Source organism: Cryobacterium sp. TMT2-14 (assembly GCF_004402465.1).
GTDB lineage: Bacteria > Actinomycetota > Actinomycetes > Actinomycetales > Microbacteriaceae > Cryobacterium > Cryobacterium sandaracinum.
Genome location: NZ_SOFV01000039.1, coordinates 1 through 19969 on the forward strand (window position 1 = coordinate 1; position 19969 = coordinate 19969).

General features: G+C 69.1%; 16 protein-coding genes and 1 tRNA gene. 6 read left to right on the forward strand and 11 right to left on the reverse strand.

Annotation, left to right across the window (positions count from 1 at the left end):
- Nucleotides 1–213 precede the first annotated feature (213 nt).
- The 6 genes from E3O28_RS12905 (at nucleotide 214) to hpaD (ending at nucleotide 7791) form a co-directional block, all read left to right on the forward strand.
- Nucleotides 214–1569, forward strand: coding sequence for an MFS transporter (locus E3O28_RS12905; protein ID WP_104099416.1), 1356 nt, complete (start codon nucleotides 214–216; stop codon nucleotides 1567–1569).
- A gap of 13 nt (nucleotides 1570–1582) precedes the next feature.
- Entirely contained in the window at nucleotides 1583–3202 is a 1620-nt protein-coding gene (locus E3O28_RS12910) for a fumarylacetoacetate hydrolase family protein (RefSeq protein ID WP_134416299.1), read from the forward strand.
- Entirely contained in the window at nucleotides 3199–4005 is an 807-nt protein-coding gene (locus E3O28_RS12915; protein WP_166784824.1) for an FCD domain-containing protein, read from the forward strand. Before E3O28_RS12910 ends, E3O28_RS12915 begins: the two co-directional genes overlap by 4 nt.
- 113 nt (nucleotides 4006–4118) lie before the next feature.
- The gene (gene dapA, locus E3O28_RS12920; RefSeq protein ID WP_134401245.1) at nucleotides 4119–5078 is read left to right on the forward strand and encodes a 4-hydroxy-tetrahydrodipicolinate synthase; all 960 of its coding nucleotides are present in this window, start codon (nucleotides 4119–4121) and stop codon (nucleotides 5076–5078) included.
- Between the two features lie 18 nt (nucleotides 5079–5096).
- Nucleotides 5097–6632 carry a 5-carboxymethyl-2-hydroxymuconate semialdehyde dehydrogenase gene (hpaE, locus tag E3O28_RS12925; protein WP_104099412.1) on the forward strand — a complete coding sequence of 512 codons (1536 nt, stop codon included), beginning with the start codon at nucleotides 5097–5099 and terminating at the stop codon, nucleotides 6630–6632.
- An 82-nt stretch (nucleotides 6633–6714) separates the two neighbouring features.
- The gene (gene hpaD, locus E3O28_RS12930; protein WP_104194199.1) at nucleotides 6715–7791 is read left to right on the forward strand and encodes a 3,4-dihydroxyphenylacetate 2,3-dioxygenase; all 1077 of its coding nucleotides are present in this window, start codon (nucleotides 6715–6717) and stop codon (nucleotides 7789–7791) included.
- A 19-nt stretch (nucleotides 7792–7810) separates the two neighbouring features.
- On the opposite strand, the gene E3O28_RS12935 is transcribed toward hpaD, so the two are convergent.
- From E3O28_RS12935 to E3O28_RS12985, 11 genes are all read right to left on the reverse strand, one after another.
- A complete protein-coding gene (locus E3O28_RS12935) occupies nucleotides 7811–8635 on the reverse strand; it encodes an anti-sigma factor (protein ID WP_134416301.1) in 825 nt (274 codons plus the stop codon).
- Nucleotides 8622–9278, reverse strand: a complete 657-nt coding sequence (locus tag E3O28_RS12940; protein ID WP_241973124.1) for a sigma-70 family RNA polymerase sigma factor — start codon at nucleotides 9276–9278, stop codon at nucleotides 8622–8624. Before E3O28_RS12940 ends, E3O28_RS12935 begins: the two co-directional genes overlap by 14 nt.
- Before the next feature lie 29 nt (nucleotides 9279–9307).
- Nucleotides 9308–9967, reverse strand: a complete 660-nt coding sequence (locus E3O28_RS12945) for a class F sortase (RefSeq protein WP_134416303.1) — start codon at nucleotides 9965–9967, stop codon at nucleotides 9308–9310.
- A 28-nt stretch (nucleotides 9968–9995) separates the two neighbouring features.
- Nucleotides 9996–10835 (reverse strand): DUF4397 domain-containing protein, encoded by an 840-nt coding sequence (locus E3O28_RS12950; RefSeq protein WP_104170797.1) that lies wholly within the window; start codon nucleotides 10833–10835, stop codon nucleotides 9996–9998.
- A 155-nt stretch (nucleotides 10836–10990) separates the two neighbouring features.
- Nucleotides 10991–12277, reverse strand: a complete 1287-nt coding sequence (locus tag E3O28_RS12955; RefSeq protein ID WP_198411603.1) for an MFS transporter — start codon at nucleotides 12275–12277, stop codon at nucleotides 10991–10993.
- Nucleotides 12278–12841: 564 nt separating this feature from the next.
- Entirely contained in the window at nucleotides 12842–13588 is a 747-nt protein-coding gene (locus E3O28_RS12960; protein ID WP_198411605.1) for an alpha/beta fold hydrolase, read from the reverse strand.
- A gap of 110 nt (nucleotides 13589–13698) precedes the next feature.
- Nucleotides 13699–14289: an isochorismatase family protein gene (locus E3O28_RS12965; RefSeq protein WP_134416305.1), complete on the reverse strand. Its 591-nt coding sequence runs from the start codon at nucleotides 14287–14289 to the stop codon at nucleotides 13699–13701.
- Nucleotides 14290–14317: 28 nt separating this feature from the next.
- Nucleotides 14318–15736 (reverse strand): D-alanyl-D-alanine carboxypeptidase, encoded by a 1419-nt coding sequence (locus tag E3O28_RS12970; protein ID WP_241973125.1) that lies wholly within the window; start codon nucleotides 15734–15736, stop codon nucleotides 14318–14320.
- 29 nt (nucleotides 15737–15765) lie between these two features.
- Nucleotides 15766–18123, reverse strand: a complete 2358-nt coding sequence (locus E3O28_RS12975) for an EAL domain-containing protein (protein ID WP_134416307.1) — start codon at nucleotides 18121–18123, stop codon at nucleotides 15766–15768.
- A 265-nt stretch (nucleotides 18124–18388) separates the two neighbouring features.
- A complete protein-coding gene (locus E3O28_RS12980) occupies nucleotides 18389–19387 on the reverse strand; it encodes a Gfo/Idh/MocA family oxidoreductase (protein ID WP_104170793.1) in 999 nt (332 codons plus the stop codon).
- A gap of 464 nt (nucleotides 19388–19851) precedes the next feature.
- A tRNA-Thr gene (locus E3O28_RS12985) sits at nucleotides 19852–19927 on the reverse strand.
- Between the last annotated feature and the right edge of the window lie 42 nt (nucleotides 19928–19969).

Genomic DNA, 19969 nt, shown 5'->3' on the forward strand with positions numbered 1-19969 from the left:
GACCGGGCGCCGGCAGCCGGGCGGGCGGGCGCCGACCGGGCGGGCGCCGGCAGCCGGCCCGGTGCACGGTGGCATCCGGACCACGAGACGGCGGCACCATCCAGGCCCCCCGGACAACCCCGTTCCTAGCCCTGTAGATAATATACGATCTGTGATACCGTTTCGAGATCGCACGATTCCAGCACCACACAGGGAAATACAAAGGGGTATTCCATGGCATTGACGACCGACCGAGCGAGCGCCGCGAAAGCGACCGCCGCGAAACGACACGAGGAACGCCGGGTCCTCGCAGGCACCATGGTGGGCACCACCATCGAGTGGTACGACTTCTTCATCTACGCGCAGGCCGCCGGCCTCGTGCTGGCCGGGCTGTACTTCGCCCCGCTCGCCAACGACAACGCCGGTCTGGCGCAGCTCGTGGCCTGGGCCTCCCTCGGCATCAGCTTCCTCTTCCGCCCGCTGGGCGCGGTCGTGGCCGGCCACCTCGGTGACCGCCTCGGCCGCAAGGCCATGCTCGTGCTGACCCTCGTCATCATGGGCGCGGCCACGGCACTGATCGGCCTCCTGCCGACCTTCGAGCAGATCGGCGTCTGGGCGCCGATCCTGCTGATCGTGCTGCGCATCCTGCAGGGCTTCTCGGCCGGCGGGGAATGGGGCGGTGCCGCCCTGATGTCGGTTGAGCACGCCCCGGTCAACAAGCGCGGATTCTTCGGCGCGTACCCGCAGATCGGCGTGCCGACCGGGCTCATCCTCGCCACCGGCGTCATGCTCCTGGTGACCAGCACGATGAGCGAGGAGGCCTTCCTCGCCTGGGGCTGGCGCATCCCGTTCCTCGTCTCGGTGCTGCTTATCGTGGTCGGCTTCATCATTCGCCGCTCGGTCGACGAGAGCCCCGTCTTCAAGGAGATGCAGGATCGCAAGAAGGAATCGGCCGCCCCCCTCCGCCAGCTCTTCCGCGGCCACTGGCGCCAGGTCATCCTGACCGCCCTGATCTTCATCGCCAACAACGCCGCCGGCTACCTGTTGATCGCGTTCTTCTCCTCCTACGCCACCAAGCCGGTCGAGGCCGGCGGCCTGGGCATGGAACGCTCCCCCGTGCTGCTGGCCAGCACCATCGCCGCCGCGTTCTGGCTCGCGTCGACGATGATCGGCGGCATCCTCTCCGACAAGATCGGGCGCATCCGCACGTTCCAGTTCGGCTACGCCTGGCTGTTCCTCTGGGCCATCCCGATGTTCCTGCTGATCGACACCGGCGAGATCCTCTGGTTCACGGTGGCGCTCGTCGTGCTGGCCAGCGGGCTCGGCTTCTCGTACGGTCCACAGGCGGCGCTTTACGCGGAGATGTTCCCGGCTCAGGTACGCTACTCGGGCGTGTCCATCGGCTACGCCATGGGTGCCATCCTCGGTGGGGCGTTCGCTCCCCTGATCGCGCAGCTGCTGCTGGACGAGACCGCCTGGTCACCGTCGATCGGCATCTACATCATGGTGCTGGCCACGATCTCCTTCGTCGCGGTCTCCGTGGTGAAGGAAACCCGTGGAGTCCCGCTCGGCATTTCCCAGCACGACTAGAAAGCCGCAAAACATGCCGAACTCGACCTCCGTGGGCGCCGCCGACGTCAGCGCAAGCAACAGCGCAAGCAACAGCGCAAGCACCAGCGCAAGCCCCAGCGCGACCGGCAGCGCAAGCAACAGCGCGGGTATCAGCGTCACCGCCACCACCGATCTCGCCACACCGGGCAAGATCATTGCGGTGCACCTCAACTACCCGAGCCGGGCCGCCCAGCGCGGCCGCACGCCGGAGCAGCCGTCGTACTTCCTCAAGCCGGCGTCGTCGCGGAGTTCCAGCGGCACGCCGGTGGAACGGCCCGACGGATGCGAGCTGCTGGTGTTCGAGGGCGAGATCGCGCTGGTGATCGGGCACCGCACCCGCGGCGTCTCGCCCGAGGAGGGCTGGGCGGCGGTCTCGCACGTGACCTGCGCCAACGACTTCGGCGTGTACGACCTGCGCTACGCCGACAAGGGCTCGAACCTGCGCTCGAAGGGCGCCGACGGCTTCACCCCCGTCGGGCCGACACTGCTGCCGGCGGCCGGCCTCGACCCGGCAGCGCTGCGCATCCGCACCTGGGTCAACGGCACGCTCGTACAGGAGGACACGACCGCCGACCTGCTCTTCGGGTTCGGCCGGCTCGTCGCCGACCTCTCGCAGCTGCTCACGCTCGAGCCCGGCGACCTGATCCTCACCGGCACGCCGGCCGGATCGTCGGTCGTCGTGCCCGGCGACATCGTCGAGGTCGAAGTGGATGCCCCAGGAGCCCCGGGCGCACCCCGCACCGGCCGCCTCGTCAGCCCGATTCGGCAGGGCACGGTGCCGTTCGGCGCGTTCGGGGCCGGCCCGCGGGTCGACGATCTGCAGCGCACCGAGGCGTGGGGTTCGGCGGAGGCGGCCGGGCTCGCACCGACATCCGTCACCGCACCCACAGCGGAGCAGACGCCCCCGCCGTTAGCCCTCACCCCCGAGCTGAAGGCCCGGATCAACAGTGTGGGCACCGCCACCCTCAGCGCCCAGTTGCGCAAGCGCGGGCTCAACTCGGTGTCGATCGACGGCCTCGGCTCGACCCGGCCGGGCGCCCGTCTCGTCGGCCGGGCCCGCACACTCCGGTACATTCCGGCGCGGGAGGACCTGTTCGAGTCGCACGGCGGCGGCTACAACGCCCAGAAGCGCGCCTTCGACTCGCTCGGACAGGGCGACGTGCTCGTGATCGAGGCCCGCGGCGAGCGCGGCACGGGCACGGTCGGCGACATCCTCGCCCTGCGCGCCCAGATGCGCGGCGCGGCCGGCATCGTGACGGATGGCGGTGTGCGCGATCTCGCGGCCGTCACCGCCCTGGAGATCCCGACCTACCACGCCGGACCGCACCCTGCCGTGCTCGGACGCCGGCACGTGCCGTGGGACACGGACCTGACCGTGGCCTGCGGCGGGGCATCCGTGCAGCCCGGCGACGTGATCGTCGGGGACGCCGACGGGCTGATCGTGATCCCGCCGCACCTGGTTGAGGAGGTGGTCGCCGCAGCCATCGTGCAGGAGCGCGAGGAGACCTTCATCGCCGCCATGGTCACGGCCGGGCACGGCGTCGACGGGCTCTACCCGATGAACGCCGAGTGGAAGGCCCGTTATCGGGTCTGGCTGGAGGAGCAGGCATGACGGCCTCGGTCTCGACAGGCTCGGCGGGCTCGACTGGATCGACAGGCTCGGCGGGCTCGACTGGATCGACAGGCTCGGCGGGCTCGACTGGCGTTGCGACTGGCTCGACCAACGGCGTCTCGACCACCGGCGCGGAGGCGTCGCTGAGCAAGGCGCAGCTCGCCCACCGGTGGATCCGGGCCCGCATCTCCGACGGCAGCTTCAGCCCGGGCTACCGCCTGGTGCTCGGGCAGATCGCCCGGGAGATCGGTGTCAGCACCGTGCCGGTGCGGGAGGCCATCCGCCTGCTGGAGGCAGAGGGTCTGGTCACGTTCGAGCGCAACGTCGGCGCCCAGGTGGCCATGCTCGACGTCACCGAGTACACCCACACGATGCAGACGCTGGCCCTCGTCGAGGGCTACGCCACCGCCCTGTCGGCGCCGCGGCTCGACCCGGAGACGCTGCTGCGCGCCCGGGAGATCAACGCGGAGATGGACGAGTGCCTGCACCACTTCGACCCGGTGCGTTTCACCTGCCTGAACCGCGAGTTCCACTCGGCCCTGTTCGAGGCCTGCAGCAATGCGCATATCCTCGACCTGGTGCAGCGGGGCTGGAGCCGGCTCGGCACCCTGCGCGAATCCACGTTCAGCTTCGTGCCCGGTCGGGCGCACGAGTCCGTCGCCGAGCACACCGCGCTGCTCGACCTGATCAAGGACGGCGCCGATCCCCTGCAGATAGAACTGGCCGCGCGCGACCACCGGCTCGGCACCCTGAACGCCTTCCTCGCCCAGCAGCACACCGCCCCCACCGCCTCCACCCCCTAACAGCCAATCCCGCAACTGTTCCCGTAACGGACGACTGTTGCCCGCACACCGGGAACATTCGTCCGATTCGGCAACAGTCGCGGACGCATCCGTTGCCCTCGAAAGGAAGAACAATGAAGTTCCGCACCGACCCGAGTCAGATCACAGGCTCTATCGCGCCCCTGATGAGCCCGTTCACGGCCGACGGCGCCGTCGACCACGCCGGCCTCACCAACCTCGTGAACTGGCAGCTCGCCTCCGGCACGCACGGGATCTCGCTCGGCGGCTCCACCGGCGAGCCGAGCTCGCAGACCATCATCGAACGTGCCAGCGCGATCCGCACCGTGGCCGCCGCGGTCGGCGACCGGGTGCCGTTCATGCCCGGCACCGGCTCGGCCAAGCTCGACGAGACCCTCGAGCTCACCGCCGCGGCCCAGGACGCCGGCGTCGACGCCGCCCTGATCATCACCCCCTACTACGCCCGCCCCACCCAGGAAGCCCTCTACTTCTGGTACAAGACCGTGGCCGAGGAGTTTCCGGACCTGCCGATCGTCGCCTACAACGTGCCCAGCCGCACCGCCGTGGACATCGCACCGGAGACCATCGCCCGCCTCTACCGCGATTTCGACAACTTCGTCGGCGTCAAGGAGACCACCAAGGACTTCGAGCACTTCTCCCGGGTGCTGCAGCTCTGCGGCCCCGAACTGCTGGTCTGGAGCGGCATCGAACTGCTCTGCCTGCCTCTGCTGGCCCTCGGCGGCGTGGGATACATCAGCGCCACGAGCAACATCGCCCCGGTCGCGCACGTCGAGATGTACAACGCGTGGATGGCCGGCGACATCGAGACGGCCCGGCGCATCCACTACGGCCTGCACCCACTCGTCGACCTGCTTTTCGTCGAGACGAACCCGGCCCCGGGCAAATGGGTGCTCGAGCAGCGCGGCCTGATCGAGAGCGGCTTCGTGCGCCCGCCGCTGATCACCCCGACGGATGCGGGCATCGCCAAAATGCAGGCGCTCCTGGCCGCCGGCGAGCAGTACCTCTCCCCCGTCGACGGCTTCACTGTCGCCGGCTTCACCCCGAAAGCAGCCTGAGCCATGACCGACACCACCATGACCGAGACCGCCGTGACCGACACCACCACCACGAGAACCCGCGCGCAGCACGTGCCCGAGAACCTGCCGTCCCGCATCCAGCACTTCATCGGCGGCCGGTTCGTCGACAGCGTCTCCGGCGCGACCTTCAACGTGCTCGACCCGGTGTCGAACCAGACCTACGCCACCGCCGCAGCCGGCCAGAAGGAAGACGTGGACCTCGCCGTCGCCGCCGCGACCGACGCCTTCGTAGCCGGGCCGTGGCCGAGGATGAAGCCGCGCGAACGCTCCCGCATCCTGAACAAGATCGCCGACGCCGTCGAGGCCCAGGATGCCCGCCTCGCCGAACTCGAGACGTTCGACACCGGCCTGCCGATCACCCAGGCCCTCGGCCAGGCCAAGCGGGCGGCCGAGAACTTCCGCTTCTTCGCCGACCTGATCGTGGCGCAGACCGACGACACCTACCAGGTGCCAGGCAGCCAGATCAACTACGTCTTCCGCAAACCGGTCGGCGTGGCCGGGCTGATCACCCCGTGGAACACCCCGTTCATGCTGGAGAGCTGGAAGCTCGCCCCCGCACTGGCCGCCGGCTGCACGGTCGTGCTCAAGCCGGCCGAGTTCACGCCGCTGTCGGCGAGCCTGTGGGCGGAGATCTTCCGCTCCGCCGGGCTGCCCGACGGGGTCTTCAACCTGGTCAACGGGCTGGGTGAGGAGGCCGGGGACGCGCTGGTCAAGCATCCGGATGTCCCCCTCATCTCGTTCACGGGCGAGACCACCACGGGTCAGACCATCTACCGCAACTGCGCCGCGAACCTCAAGGGCATGTCGATGGAGCTCGGCGGCAAGTCCCCCGCCGTGGTCTTCGCCGACGCCGACCTCGAGGCCGCGCTCGACTCGACCCTGTTCGGGGTGTTCTCGCTCAACGGCGAGCGCTGCACCGCCAGCAGCCGCATCCTGGTGGAACGCCCGATCTACGACGACTTCTGCGCCCGCTATGCGGCCCGGGCACAGAACATCGTCGTCGGCGACCCACACGACCCTGCCACCGAGGTCGGCGCGCTCGTGCACCCCGAGCACTACGCCAAGGTGATGAGCTACGTCGAGATCGGCAAGAGCGAGGGCCGCCTGCTCGCCGGCGGCGGCCGCCCCCAGAACCTGCCGGAGGGCAACTACGTGTCCCCGACCGTGTTCGTGGATGTCGCCCCGACGGCCCGCATCTTCCAGGAGGAGATCTTCGGACCGGTCGTGGCGATCACGCCGTTCGACACCGACGAAGAAGCCCTCGAGCTGGCCAACGGCGTCAAGTATGGCTTGGCCGCATACATCTGGACCAGCAACCTCACCCGGGCGCACACCTTCGCGCAGTCGATCGAGGCGGGCATGGTCTGGCTCAACTCACACAACGTGCGGGACCTGCGCACCCCGTTCGGAGGGGTCAAGGCCTCGGGCCTCGGCCACGAGGGCGGCTACCGCTCGATCGACTTCTACACCGAGCAGCAGGCCGTGCACGTTTCCCTCGGGCCTGTGCACACCGCCCGCTTCGGCGCCCACTGATCTCGGGTCCCCGGTCCCGGGTCCCGACACGCTCGACCACCGACACGCTCGACCACCGCGACATCTCAATGAGGAGGATTCCATGACCACCACCCCCATCCCCACGCCGACCGCGACCCCGCCGGACATCCTGCGCTGCGCCTACATGGACATCGTCGTCACCGACCTGGCCCGCTCGCGTGCGTTCTACGTCGACGTGCTCGGCCTCGTCGTGACCGAGGAGAGCGACACCGAGATCTACCTGCGCAGCTTCGAGGAGTTCATCCACCACAACCTGGTGCTGCGCCAGGGCCCGGTCGCCGCAGTCGCCGCGATGGCCTTCCGGGTGCGCGCCCCCGAAGACGTGGGTCTGGCCGAGGCCTGGTATCAGGAGCTCGGCTGCCGCACCGAACGCCGCATCAACGGGTTCGTGAAGGGTGTCGGTGACTCCGTGCGCGTCGAAGACCCGCTCGGCTTCCCCTACGAGTTCTTCTACTCGGTCGACCACGTCGAACGCCTGGCCTGGCGCTACGACTTGCAGGGTCCCGGCGCCCTCGTGCGCCTGGACCACTTCAACCAGGTCACCCCCGACGTGGGACTCGGCCGCGGCTACCTCGAGGACCTCGGCTTCCGCGTCACCGAGGACATCCAGGACGAAGACGGCGTCACCTACGCTGCCTGGATGCGCCGCAAGGACACCGTGCACGACACCGCCCTGACCGGCGGCGACGGCCCGCGGATGCACCACATCGCCTTCTCCACGCACGAGAAGCACAACATCATCTACATCTGCGACAAGCTCGGCGCCCTGCGGATGTCGGACGTCATCGAGCGCGGCCCCGGCCGCCACGGCGTCTCGAACGCGTTCTACCTCTACCTGCGCGACCCCGACGGCCACCGGGTCGAGATCTACACCCAGGACTACTACACCGGCGACCCCGACAACCCCGTCGTCACCTGGGACGTGCACGACAACCAGCGCCGCGACTGGTGGGGCAACGCGGTCGTGCCGAGCTGGTACACGGATGCCTCACTGGTGCTCGACCTGGACGGCAACCCCCAGCCGGTCATGGCCCGCACCGAGTCCAGCGAGATGGCCGTCACGGTCGGCGCCGACGGGTTCTCGTACACCCGCAAGAACGACGTGGAGCACGGCTTCAAGCTCGGCAATACGCTCTGACACTCACGTGCGGGTGGTGTCAGGCCGTGCGCAGTTCCCCGCGCAGGATCGACTCGCCGGAGTGCTGCGGGTCGCCGTCGTCGGGTTCCGCGGAGACGTCGACCAGCGGGTACTGCGACAGGTCGACGCCGTCGGGGATGGCGAAGCGCCCGGACTCACCGTCGAGCAGTCCGATGCTGATCAGCCCGGACGCATCCGCCTTGATCAGCCACACCTCGCGCAGATCGGTGTCGGCGCTCACCCCGGTGACGTCGAGCACGACCTCCCGGTGGCCGTCGGCCGTCTTCGCGACGTAGGCGCTGCCGGCGGCGTCCCAGCCGGGGTACGGGTCCAGCTGGGCCTCGGCGAGTAGCACCGGCGCGGGTTCCTGCTGCTGTGCGGACTGCCACCAGATGCCGCCGCCGAGGCCGCCGAGCAGCCCGGCGATGCCGGCGGCCACGGCCCTCGGCATCCAGTTGCGGCGTCGTGGGAGGGGGCGCAGGGCGGAGCCGATGTCGGTGACCGTGGCGGACGGGGTCTCGACAGGCTCGACCACCGGTGCAGGGGTCTCGACAGGCTCGACCGCTGCAGGGGGCTGGTCCGCTGCCTCGTAGCCGCTGCGCCCAGGGGTGGCGGCCACGGCGTCGGACAGGCCGAGGGCGGCGTGGATACCGGCCCAGACTCGATCGCCGGGCTCCACGAGTTGCACGCTGCGCGCGGACCGGCCGACGTGGGCGGTGTGCTGCAGGGCGATGAGTTCCAGGGAGCACTCGGGGCATTCCGACAGGTGCTGGCGTTCGGGTTCGGTGAGGTCGAACTCTGTCATTGCAATGAGAGCGAGGTTTTCCCGGTCAATGTGTGTCATCGTTCGCCTCCAATCTGGTGCGCAGTCTCGAAAGACTTCGGCGGATGTGACTCTTAACGGTGCCGAGCGGCAGTCCGAGGTTATCGGCGATTTGGGTGTGCGTGAGATCGTCGTAGAAGGCCAGCTGCATCACCTGCTGCGGAACGGGTCCGAGCCGGCGAAGTTCGTCGCTCATCAGCACACGATCCGCGATGTCGGCGGATTCGTCGGTCTGGCTGAGCGCGGTGTCAACGAGGGCAGCTTCCTCGACCCGCCGCCGTCGTGAGCGGGCCTCGTGGGCATCCGCAACGGTGTGCCGAGTGATCCCGACGAGCCAGGCCGGCAGAGGCGACCGCGACGCATCAAATCCGTCCCGCCCGCGCCAGGCGGCGATGAAGACCTTCTGGGTGACGTCTTCGGCTTCGCCGGGATCGCCGAGCGAACGAACGGCGATCGTGTAGACGAGGGATGACCAGCGGGCGTAGGCCTCGGCGAGCGCACGTTCGTCTCCCGCCCGAAACGCGAGAACGAGCTGGGCGTGGTCGTCTTCGTCGGTGAGTGCCGTCACGTCGTATCGGTTTCCCCCGGTTGGTGAGCGCATCGGGAGGTCGTACATGTCAGACTCCGCCGGAGAGCAAGCCTCGACCACCGTGATGACCAGCATAGCCACCCCTCTGCGTCATGGTGCCTGGGTCATGCGATTGGACTCGCCGAGACGATTACGTTGGACAGATAGGTGCGGGCGTCGTAGTCGAATTCGCCGCCGCAGGTCACAAGGGTGAGCCGGTTGGGACCGGACCGGTCGAAGATCGAGTTCCAGGGCACATCCTGTTTGACCACGGTTTGAACGGATTCCACGGAATAGCGACGCTCCTGACCGTCGTCGGTGGTCACCACGATCTCGGTGCCCGCACGCGCCGAGGCGAGCTGGGCGAACGGTCCGATGTCGTAAATCAGGGAGTCGACGTGAGCGGCGATCACGGTCGCGCCGGTGGTGCTGGCCGGTGACGGTCCAAAGCGATACCAGGCGGCGAGCGAGGGGTCTTTTGGCAGCTCCATCGCCCCGTCGTCGGCCAGACCGACGGACTCGATGGCCATGTCGATTCCGAGGGAGTCGACTCGGATGGTCTGGGGCGGCCGGGCCTGCGGGGTCTGGTTCTGATCCAGCGAGGAACTGACGGTCGGCACGTCGACCTCGGCGACGGGCAGCGGGGCCGACGGCGTCGGAGTCGGCGCTGCGTTCGTCGGGGGAACGTAGGCCGTGGGCGATGATGCGCTCGGGGCGCTGCTGCAGCCCGTGAGCAGGGCGAGAGCCACAGCGAGCACTGTGAAAGTGCCCGCTGTGGCTCTCATTGTGGATCTCCCTTTCTGACTGGCGTGACTAGCGGCGAGCCGCGGACAGGCGACGCATACCGACGACGGCGGCGGCGACCAGACCCATCAGCGCGGCGGCGAACCCACCGACCATGAGCCCCGTGGAGTCGTCCGCCTGGTTGGTGGCGACGAGACCGGCCTCACCGGCGGGGATGCTGTCCGGGTTGGAGTGAAGCCCGTCGATGGTCTGAACGGCCAGGGCCAGGTTCTTGTCGGTCAGGCTGCCCCACGCGTAGACGATCGTGTTCGTGCCCTCTGCGACGTTGACGTCTGCCGGGCCGATCACCGGGTCAGTCGTTCCGGTTGCGGCGACGGCGGCCGAGATGGTGCCGGCCGGCAACGTGAGCACGGATTCCTTCGGGTTCACCAGGGCGGTGATCGCGACGGCTCCGTTGGCGAGAACATCGACCGCGGGGGCTGCTGCCACGTGGCGAACCGTCAGGCGGCCCTCCCCGGCGGCGAGCTGCGAGATGTCGTTGGTGAACAGCGACGCCGTGGGCTTGCCGGCCTCGTCGAGGTGCGCGGCGGCGGTGTAGTTCTTGCCGGCTTCGAGCGGGAGGTCGACCGGGCCGATGGCAGGTGCGCTGGCATCCGCTGCGTCCGACGCGGTGATGGCCACCTTGTAGGTGCCGGGAGCGAGGTCGAGCGGACCGGCGAGGTCGCCCGGCTTGAAGTCGTCCAGGGTCAGCTTGTCGTTCACGTAGACGTCGACGGTGAGGCCGGGAACTCCGTGAAACACAGACAGCTTCGCGACGTCTTCGGCTGCCTGTGCCGGAGCGAGACCGCCGAGGGCGACGAGAGCACCGAGAGCGCTGGCCGTCATTCCGATCTTGAGGGACTTGTGCATCGTTTCCTCCTGCGTAATGGATCTGTGAGTGGGTCACTCTGAAGAGATTCTTGAAACCTCTTTAACCCCTACTTCTCTCGCACGTCCCCAAACGGATGCACATGCATGGAAATCTCTGTAAAACTTTTTTTGCGGGCTGCAGGTCGCGCGCGATTTCATCGGCTCGCCGCGGCGCGATGCAGGGAGATGTCCCGGCGGAAGACCAGCATCACCACCACCAGCGACACGGCCGAGAACGCGGCCCCGCCCGCGAACATCGCCGGGTAGCCGAGCCAAGGCTCGAGCAGGGACAGCGCCAACGGCACGAAGAACCCCAGGTAGGTGATGCCGTAGTAGATCGCGGTCAGCCGGGCGAGGTGGTCGGGCGGCGCGATCCGCTGCACCTCCTGCAGCCCCGACACCATCAGCAGGCCGTACGCGGCGCCGAGCAGGGCCGCCGCCGGCAAAATCAGCCAGAGCACGGGTGGGCTCACGGCGACGGATGCGAGCAGCAGCGACCCGACGGTCAGCATCAGCGCGAACATGATTCCTCGGGCATTGTGCCCGGCGGTGATGCGGTGGCTGAAGAGCTGCAGCGACGCCCCCGCGACGAGAGCCACCACGCAGAGCAGGGCCGCGAATGCCACCGGCGCGGACGGGATCTCGGTCGCGGCGAGCGCCGGCAGAATGGCGTAGGCGGTCGTGGCCGTTCCGAACACCCACGGCGCCACCGGCACGATCAGGAGCAGGAACCGCGGGTACGGGGAGATGGCCGGGTGGACGGCCGGCAGGGCCCCGGCCGCGATACCCCGCCCCTGGGACTCCGGGGTGCAAAACAGCAGAAGGCCGAAGAGCACGGCGATGACGGTGTGCGCCGCGTACGGCAGCACGCCGGGGAACGGCGCCCACTGGGCCAGCGCTCCGGAGCTCGCCGCGCCGAGTGCGAAACCGAGGGACAGCGCGATGGTCGCCCGTCGTGCCCCCGAGGAACGGTCGGCCCCGAAGTCGAACGGTCTCGCGGAGAGTTCCTTCACCCAGCTGGTGCCCACGGCCATGGCCAGGCCGAGGGCGACGCCGGAGAGGATGCGGCCGGCCAGCAGCATGGGCACATTGCCCGCGGACAGGGCCAGCAGCACGCTCCCCGCGATCGCGACCCAGGGCGCGGGCAGCATCAGCGGTCGGCGGCCGAACCGGTCCGACAGCGGGCCGGCGATCAGTAGCGCCGGGATGATGCCGAGTACGTAGGCCCCGAGCAGCAGGTTCGCCAGCTGATTGGAGAACCCGTCCGCCTGTCGGTACATCACCAGCAGCGGGGTGAATTCGTTGCCGCCCCAGGCGACGGCGAAGATCGCGGCGGCCGGCGCGAGCCAGTACTTCCTGCCCCGGGCGCCGGTGAACGAGACGGATCCGGTGGTCGAGCCTGTCGAAACCGAACCCATCGCATCCTGGATGTCGGTTGTCATGACGGTCCCCCGGTCGGCATTCGGCGGCCTCGGCAGCGAGGCCCGCACGCCCCCAGCCTAGGGGAGGCGCCGGGGCTCACTCCCCCCAGCCGGCGGCGAACCAATTCGACGGAGATTTTGCAATATGTGCGGGTTTTCAGAGTGTTGGACGCGGTTATGGGCACAATCTCCGTCGAATTCGTCAGGGTCAGGGTCAGGGCCAGGGCCAGCCGAGCTCGCGCGTGTGGCCAACTCAGGACATCCGTCGCCCGGTGGCCCGGCCGCCCCGGACCAGTGCGGAACCAGCGCGGATGTCCGGGCCGGCCCGGACGGATCTCCTGAGTTAGCCCCAACACCGGCCGGTTGCCCAGCAGCGCCAGCCGGATGCGCAGCATCTCTTGTGCGGTTCGGGCAGCCCCCACGCGCTCCGCCCCACAGCGCGAACGAATTCGACGGAGATTTTGCGATATGTGCGGGTTTCTGAAGGTGTTTAGGGCGATGCAGGCAAAATCTCCGTCGAATTCGTTAGGGGCGTGAGAGGCGAGCGAGTGCCCGGACTCAGGGCGCTCAGGGCGCTCAGGGCGCTCAGGCCAGGAACTGCAGTGCGGCGCGCTTGAACTCGCGGGAGGTGAGCGTGTTCACGTGGTCCCGGCCCGCCAGTTCGAGGTAGTCGGCACCGCGCGCGCGGGCAAGTTCGGCGACCCCGGCCGGGATGGAGTCGGCGCCGCCGGCGACGTAGAGCACGGGAATCTCGACCGGCACGTCCAGCGAGGAGCCGGCCACCCCGCCGACGCACGCCACAAGGGCCTCACGGTCGGCGCCGGCGGTGATCGCGGCACCCAGTATCGCCGCGATCGACGGGTCGGCGCCGGCGGTGCCGTCGGTCACGAACCGGCGCACGGCATCCGGATGCCACGTCTCGAACAGTTCGTCCGGCCCGGCTCCGCCGAGCACCAGTCGGCGCACCCGGGACGGCGCCAGCCGCGCGAGCGCCGCCGCCACGCGCGAGCCCATCGAATAGGCGACCACGTCGACCTGCTCCAGCCCGAGGGCGTCGAGCACGACCACGAGGTCGGCGGCGAGTTGCCGGGGCAGGTAGTCGATGCTGCGGTGCGGCTTGTCGCTACGGCCGTGACCGCGGAGGTCGAGGGTGATCACGCCGCGCCCGGTGTCCTGCAGGGCTCGCACCCAGCCGGTGCCGACCCAGGTGACCTGCGATGTCGACGCGAACCCGTGCACGAGCAGGATCGGGCGCTCGCCGGGCACGATGTCGTAGGCGATCCGCACGCCGTCGAGGCGCTGCGCGAACAGCGCCCCGCCTGCAGAGCCCACCGGAGTAGAGCCCGCCGGAGCAGAAACCGCCGGAGCAGAAACCGCCGCGGCCGGTCCCGCCGCGGCCGGTCCCACCGGGGCCGGACTCGCCCGGCCGGTCACCCCCACGCTCAGACGACCACGTCGGAGGTGACGAGCACGGCACCGGCATAGGCCAGCTCGCCCAGGGCCGCGTCACTCGTGTCCGGGGCGACGCCGGCGACGAGGTCGGTCAGTACCCGCACATGCTGGCCGTGGCCCCGCGCATCCAGGCCGGACGCGCGCACACAGTGGTCGGTGGCGAGGCCGACGATGTCGATGTCGGTCACCCCGTTCGCGATGAGCAGCTCGCCCGTCTTCTCGCCGCCCACCGAGATGCCGTCGAAAATGGAGTAGCCCGCGTGGCCCTGCCCCTTGCGAATGTGGATGGTCGTGTCCGGCAACAGCAGCGAGGGGTGGTACTCGGCGCCAGGGGTGCCCGCCACGCAGTGCACGGGCCAGGAGTCCGTGGAGCCTGGCTCGCCGGCCCGGGCGAAGTGTCCGCCGTTGTCGTTGTCGGGGTCGTGCCAGTCGCGGGAGGCGAAGATCACGTCATAGGCATCCGGATGTTCCGCCAGCAGCGCGCTGACGCCCGCGGCCACCGCAGACCCACCCTCGACGGCGAGGGCCCCGCCCTCGGTGAAATCGTTCTGAACGTCGATGATGAACAGGGCCCTGGTCACGGATTGCTCCTTCTGTCGCCGGTTGAAGTCAGGAGTTCGACAGGTTGTCGCCGCAGCGGAAGAACCCGGCGGTGATGGTGTCGAGCGCCTGCTTCGCATTATCGCTCACATCCCCGAGCGCGTAAACGGCGAAGGTGAGCGGCGTGCCGTCGGCCGCCCGGATAATGCCGGAGAGCGTGTAGCCGGTGTCGATCCAGCCTGTCTTGGCGAAGACGGCGCCGTCGGCGACGGCGTTGTCGCCCGTGAACCGGTCGCTGTAGGACAGCGATCCGGTGGGTCCACCGGCGATCGGTAGGCCGTCGAAGATGACGCCGAGGTCGCCGTCGCGCGCGTTGATCTTGACGAACAGCCGGGTGAGATACGACGGCGGTACGGCGTTGTCGTCGCTGAGGCCTGAGCCGTCCCGGATGATGATGCCGGTCGTGTCGATGCCATAGGCGTCGAGCGCCGCGACGACGGACTCCTGCAGGGCGCCGAAGGTGTTGCCGGCCCCGGACTCCACCGCGACGAGCCGGGCGAGCATCTCGGCGAGGGTGTTGTCCGACACGATCAGCGACTGCCCGATCAGCACGGACACGGGCTGGGACCGGGCGGCGGCGAGCTGTTCGGCCCCGGCCGGCGCGGTGCCGACGCTGACGCTCACGCCGCCGCCGAGCGCGGCGGCGAAGGCCGCGCCGGCGCGCCCGACGGGGTCGGCGCTGCGGGAAGAGCTCTGACGCGAGGGGTCGTCGCGGTCACCGTCGACCTGCAGGGCGGTCACGTCGGGCATGGAACCGGCGTTGCGTTCCAGTTCATCCCAGCTCGGTTCCCAGCCGGGCCCGCCGAAGAACGAGGCGTCCAGCACGAGGGAGGTGATCGGCGGGTTCGCCGGGTTCGCCCGCCAGGCGGCGAGGGTCTGGCGGGCGAGCTCATCGACGTGGGCTGCGCCGGGGTAGACGGATTCCGTGCCGGTGGGCAGGCGCGTGAGGGTGAGGTCTCCCCCGCCGACCAGCACGACAGACCCCGGTGTGCTGCCGGTGACGACGGTGGTCGTGGCTCGGTAGTCCGGTCCGAGCACCTCAAGGGCGGCGGCGCTGGTCAGCACCTTGAGCACGCTCGCCGTGCGTGAGGAGGTATCGCCGCCGCGGTCGAAGAGCACCTCGCCGGTGCTGGCGTTGACCACCTGGGCCTGGAAATCAGCCAACCGGGGGTCGGCGGCCAGCGCTGAGACCGAACACGTACGCAGGTTTCTGGCATCGGAGGCGGTGGCCGGCACGGGGCGCTCCGAAACGGGTTCCGCGGCCGGCACGTTCACGCTCGCACCGGTGTTCGCGGCGGCGATGGAGGCGGTGGCCGCGGCATCCGGGGCCCGGGTCGACGCCCCGATCAGGACGGCACCCGCGCCCAGCAGCACCGCCACGGCGACGAGGACGGCCGCGAGGCGTTTGCGAGGCTTCGATTCTTCCACCCGTGAACCCTACCCGCCGGGCTTGTGAGTCAGCCTGTGCCTCGTGCCCACGGCGTTGCAACGGCGTTACTGCGGCGTTGCGACGGCGCCCGCGTGGCCGCCGGCGCGTGCCGGGCGGCGAGCCAGGCATCCAGTGCCGCGGCCGGAAGCGGGCGGGACATGTGGAAGCCCTGGGCCTCGTCGCAGCCGTACCGGGTCAGCTCGGCGTAGGCGACGGCGTCCTCGACGCCCTCCGCCACCATGCGCACGCCGAGGCTGTGCGCGAGCGCGATGATCGAGGCCACCAGGGCCGCGGCCCTGGCGTCGTCGGCCATCGGGAACACGAAGGACTTGTCGAGTTTGAGCTCGTCGATCGGCAGGTCCCGGAGGTAGGCGAGGGAGCTGTAGCCGGTGCCGAAATCATCCACGGCGATGCGGATGCCGCTCTCCCGCAGGCGGATCAGGATGTCCCTGGCCCTGGCCCGGTCTTCCATCAGGAACTCTTCGGTGATCTCCAGCATCAGGTCGGCGGCCGACAACCCCCGCACCTGGATCATGGCGGCGATGCGTGCGGGCAGATCAGACTCGATCAGGGTGCTGGGAGACATGTTGACCGCAACGGTCAGCGGTGTTCCCTGCGCACGCCAGACCGCGGCCTGGTCGAGCGCCTTTCCCAGCACGATCCGGGTCAGGTCGCGCATGAGCCCGACGTCTTCGGCCAGGGTCAGGAACACGTCGGGAGGCAGCAGACCCCGGCTCGGGTGCTGCCAGCGCACCAGCGCCTCCACACCGTGCACGTGCCCGGTGGCCAGCTCGATCTTGGGCTGGTAGTGCAGCACGAGTTCGTCCATGGCGAGGGCGCCGCGCAGGTCTTCCATCATCCGCAGCCTGGAGTCGCCGTGATCGTCGTCGGAGCAGACGAAGACGTGGTGCCCGCTGCGGGAGGACTTGGCCTTGTACATGGCCATGTCGGCCTTGCGCAGCAGCACCTTGAGGGTGTCACCCTGGTCGGGGAATAGGGCGATGCCGATGCTGACGTTGGACTCGATCGCGATGCCCTCCAGCGTGAACGGCCGGGCCAGGACCGCCCGCAGCCGCACGGCCGCCGCCACAGCCTCGTCGTGGCCGGCGTCCTGGATCAAAAGCGCGAACTCGTCGCCGCCGAGCCGGGCGAGAAGATCGCCCGGTCGTCGCTGATCGAACAGGCGCGATCCGGCCTGCACCAGCAGCAGATCGCCGACGTCGTGGCCGAGACTGTCGTTCACTTCCTTGAACCGGTCGATATCCAGGAGCAGCAGGGCGCTCCGGTGGCCGTCCCCGGGCACGAGGTGAGCGGATGCCTCGGCGTAGAGGGCGCGCCGGTTCGGCAGCCCGGTCAGGTCGTCGGTGCTCGCCTGGCGGTGAAGGTCGGCTATCCGCCCGATCTGCCGGGAGGCGAGCTGAGTGCGCACGGTCCCGAGCACCAGGGTCACGCCTGCGAGGAGCACGGCGCCTGTGGAGATCTTCACCTGCGTGCCGAGGACGAGCACCGCCATCCCGGCGATCGTGGCTGCCCCGGGCACCGCGAGAGTCCACACGCCGCTCAGGGGGCGCCGGGCGGTGACACCGGGCCGAGCCAGGTCCCACGCCCAGACCGCAATGAGGGTGAGGCCGAGCGCCCAGCCCGCATCCAACGGCTCCCCGAAGGTGTACGTTCCGGCGGAAACCTGGAAGGCGTAGACGGCGTCGGTTGCCGCGAAGATCAGGAGTCCGAGCACCAGCAGGGCCCACCGTCGGCCCACGTCGAGTCCGCGGGCGGCGGCAATCCCCGTGATGACCGACACGAGCAACAGATCGAGCAGAGGGTAGCTGGCGGACACCAGGGCGGCCGGGGAGGGCGGCCAGACACCCGCGGATGCAATCACCGGGCTGAGCAACACGGCCAGCACGGATGCCGCGCCAAGCGACCCGATGGCTCCGTCCACCAGGACCGACCGGGGTATTTCACCACGCTGACGGTGGACCAGGACAGCCAGTCCGGCCAGAATCAGCGGATAGAAAAGCGTGTAACCGATGTCGGCCGGAGACGGAAACGAGAGGGTCGCCGCGCCCGCGAGCAGGTAATAGGTGCTGCCGAGGGTAAAGGCCGTCATCGCGGCCGACACCAGAATCAGCTGCGTGCGGCCGCGCTCCGCGCAGAGCGCGGCTGCCCAGCAGAGCAGGGCCGGGAGCCCCGCAGTGATTAGCGACAAGGAGCCGGTGAAAACCGGGCCGAAGGAGGCGAACAGGCCGATCGCGTAACCGATCAGCAGCACCCACATCAGCCACAGGATCCAGCGGCCGAGCCGCGCATGGCGAAGGGAGCGGTCATCGATTCGATCCGCGTGCGCGTTGGCGTGCATCGGATCCCCCGCTCCCGTTGCGTACACGCTAGCCGAGCCGTCATGGGCCGATGGACCAACGCCCCCGAGTACGACCACCCCAAAACGGGGGTGGCGTCATCCGACGGGCGGAACGAACTCGAGCGGCTCGACGACGGAGCACGCGACCAGCGCGCCGAGGAGCCGCAACGGCCACGTATGGGGGCGGTGAGGCCGGTTCGTGACACCACCACTGGATCCACGCGGCGCCATTCTGCCCCCTCCCGCTCTACTGGTCAGATTATCGACCGGAGCACAGCGCACGGACTCCCGCTTACTCCCCGGGGTACCGCAGGCCGATTTGCGCGCGCACCAGGTCGAGCGTCTCCATGATCGCCACCACTTCCTCGACCGGCAGGATGTCGCTCGAGATCTTGCCGGCCCGGATCAGTTGCTCCGCTTCGGCCGCCTGGTAGTGCATGCCGCGCCCGTTGATCTCGGCGGTGAAGGTCTCGATGACCTCGTTGGCGCTGTTGAGCACCCGGAAGTCCGTGGGCGAGTACCAGACCCGGTCGATGTCGATGCGGCCCAGCGTGCCGAGGATGGTGGCCGTATTCGGGCCGGTGGTGTTGCTGGCCGACAGGGTCTGGGCGATCTGCCCGCCCGCGTAGCGGAAGGTCGTGGCGATCTGCGCGTCGGCGCCGGTGGCCTTGAAGGTGGCGGTCGCGAGGATCGTCTCGGGGCGTCCGAACAGTTCGGACGCGAAGGTGAGCGGGTAGATGCCGAGGTCGAGGAGCGCCCCGCCGCCCAGGTGCATGGCGTTCAGCCGGTGCGCCGGGTCATCCGGCAGGTCCTGGGTGTGATCGGCGATCAGGGTGCGCACGTCGCCGAGGGTGCCCTCGGCGAGGATCTCGCGGATGCGCACCATGTGCGGCAGGAACCGGGTCCACATTCCCTCGAGCACCAGCAGCCCCAGGGTCGCGGCGAGGTCGACGACCTCGCGGGCCTCGGCGCCGTTCAGGGTAATCGGCTTCTCGATCAGAACATGCTTGCCGGCATTCAGGGCGAGCTTGGCGTTCTCGGCGTGAAACGGATGCGGGGTCGAAATGTAGATGATGTCGACATCCGGGTCCGCGGCCAGGGCCTCGTAGCTCGGATGAGCCGTGGGAATGCCGAACTCGGCCGCGAAGGCATCCGCCGACGCCTGCGAGCGGGAACCGACTGCCTGCACCTGAAAACCGTTCCGGACGAGGTCGTTCGTGAATGCGTGGGCGATCCCGCCCGTGGCCAGGATTCCCCAGCGAATAGTGTCGGTGCGGGTTGTGTCGGTCATGGGATCAGCCTAGCGATCGCGGGCGGCCGGCGGTCGAGCCCGTCACGACCCGGAGACCTGGTCCGCCGGCCCGGCACCGGGCATCCGTGGGGACAGCACGGTGACTCCGGAGATTTTCGCAACACGCCGCTCGGCCGGGCCGTAGAACCGGCGTTTCCCGAAAATCTCCGCGTTTACGTGACGACGGATGCCCCGGTCGGCTCAGTCAGCCTCAGGTTGCGGCTCAATAGGGCGGTATCAGCTCGATGAGCCGCGCCGCGTGCGTGCGCGCCTGCACGAAGTGGCTTTCCGCGAGGTTGCGGTTGGCGACCACGCGGGTGAGGCGACTTCGGTCGATGAGGCGGTCGATTTCGTCCCGGCCACGAGCCCAACGCCCCTGTACGCGATTCGGGTGACTTCGCAGTGCGCACTCGCGTGGCGGGTGTGCGCGGCGCGAGCGAAAGCCACGGCTGCCTGAGTTGAGATGGAGCCGCCTATCAGAATCGAACTGATGACCTTCTCATTACGAGTGAGACGCTCTACCGACTGAGCTAAGGCGGCGTCACGATTATTCCTCTCGGAAAACCTCGGACACAGCTACAC